Origin of the sequence: uncultured Cardiobacterium sp. (assembly GCF_938028185.1) — a bacterium.
In the GTDB taxonomy this organism is placed as follows: domain Bacteria; phylum Pseudomonadota; class Gammaproteobacteria; order Cardiobacteriales; family Cardiobacteriaceae; genus Cardiobacterium.
In genome coordinates this window covers 1-1,817 of record NZ_CALJAH010000372.1, presented here as the reverse complement: position 1 = coordinate 1,817, position 1,817 = coordinate 1, and the positions used below count along the sequence as shown (strand labels likewise).

The 1,817-nt window shown below is 65.8% G+C and carries 1 protein-coding gene and 1 pseudogene; both read left to right on the top strand.

Features of this window, described 5'->3' with window-relative positions:
- The coding region (truB, locus tag Q0349_RS10945; RefSeq protein WP_298080982.1) for a tRNA pseudouridine(55) synthase TruB at positions 1 to 843 on the top strand (843 nt) is incomplete at its 5' end.
- A 60-nt stretch (positions 844 to 903) separates the two neighbouring features.
- Positions 904 to 1,817 (top strand): annotated as a pseudogene (locus tag Q0349_RS10940) (hypothetical protein); the annotation flags it as partial.

Genomic DNA, 1,817 nt, shown 5'->3' with positions numbered 1-1,817 from the left:
ATCAGCAGCAATCAGGCATTGCAGCAGGCGCGCTGGCTCTATCAGGCGGAGAAGGCGGGGCATGGCGGCACGCTCGACCCGTTCGCCACCGGGCTGTTGCCGGTGCTGTTTGGCGAGGCGAGCAAGTTTGGCCGCTATTTTCTCGATGGCGACAAGGCCTACGAGGCGACGCTCGCTTTCGGCGCGGAGACAGACACCGGCGACGGCACCGGCACGGTTATTCGCGAAGCCGCGCCGCCGCTGCTGGATGCGGTGGACTGGGTGGCGCTGTGCGCGCGGTTCAGCGGGGTGCAGCGGCAGGTGCCGCCCGCCTTTTCCGCGTTGAAAGTCGGCGGCGAACGCGCCTACGCGCTGGCACGGCGCGGGGAATTGCCGCAGCTGGAGGCGCGCGAGGTGGTCATTCACGAATTGCGTTTGCTCGGTGTGGACGACGACGGCGCGCGCTTTTTCGTGCGTTGCGGCAAGGGGACGTACATCCGCAGCCTGCTGCGCGACATGGCGGCGGCGCTCGGCAGCGCCGGGCATACACGCGCGTTGCGACGGGTGGAAGTCGCCGGACTGCGCGCGATGACGCCGCTGGCGACGCTGCGCGGCTGGCAGGAAGCGGGCGACGTCGCAGCGTTGCAGGCGGTGCTGTTGCCGCTCGATTGCTGCGTCGCCCATTTGCCGCGCGTGGTGGTGCCGCCGGAGAAGCTGCGATTTATCCGCAACGGCAACGACATCGCCTACGACGCCCCACGCGGCGAGGTGGCGCTGTACGACGGCGCGCAGTTTTTCGGTGTCGGCGAGGGGCGCGACGGGCGGCTATTCCCGCTGCGCCTGTGCGCGCTGGCGCAGGCATAGATTTATACATACACGTTTCCCGCTATTGTGTATGTAAACGGCTTTTGACAGGAGAAGACCATGCGGCGTTTCTGCCTTTTTTTACTGGTATTGTTTGGGGTGACGGCTTTCGCGGCGGGAAATGAGGCGGCGAAGGCGGATGACAACGCGGCGCTCGCCGCGCTGGCGGATGTGCTGGAAAATCCGGCGCAGCGCAAGGCGCTGATTGCGCAACTGCGGCAGTTGAACGCGCCGGAGAAAGCCGCCGCAAAGGCGGAAACCCCGGCGGCGGACGGCAAGGACAAGGCAGAGGCGCCCGCCGCAGCGGCGGACGACACGCCTGCCGGCGATGATGCGGCAAAAGCGGAGGAAGCCGCGCCGGACAAGGGTGATGCGCCCAAGGACGAGAAACAGGCCGAGGCGGAGGCGCTGAAATCGGTGGCGGAAAACGCGCGCGCGGCGGTGGTTTCGGCGGCGGCGTGGCCGAAAAAGGTGGCCGAGGCGGGCGTGCAGGTGCTGCGCGAGGTCGGCACGCGCATCAGCGACAGTTGGGATGCGCTGGTCGGCGCGTTTTCCGGGCGCGACGTGATGCTGCGCACCGTCAATTTCGAGACATTCGCGCAGGCGACGCTTAATTTGGCGCTGATTATCGGCGCTACCCTATTGTTTTTGCGAGGGTTACAGTTGGCGAGCCGCCCGGTCAAGCGGCGCTTGCAGGAGCGGGCGCTACGCGAGGGACGCCTGGCGCCGCTGGTGCGGCGACTGATTGGCGTGGTCGGCGTGGCGCTGTTTGACGGCCTGGTATTGCTGCTGTCGCTGGTGTTCGGCAACGTGGTCGCGCTGTTTGTCGTCGGCGAAGGCGGCGTGTTGAGTACGCAGGCGGCCTTCTTTATGCGCGCTTTTGTTTCCATTGAATTATTGAAGATTGGTATCCGTACCGTTTTCTATCCGCGCTATCCGGGATTACGCCTTCTGCCTTGCACCGATAATGTCGC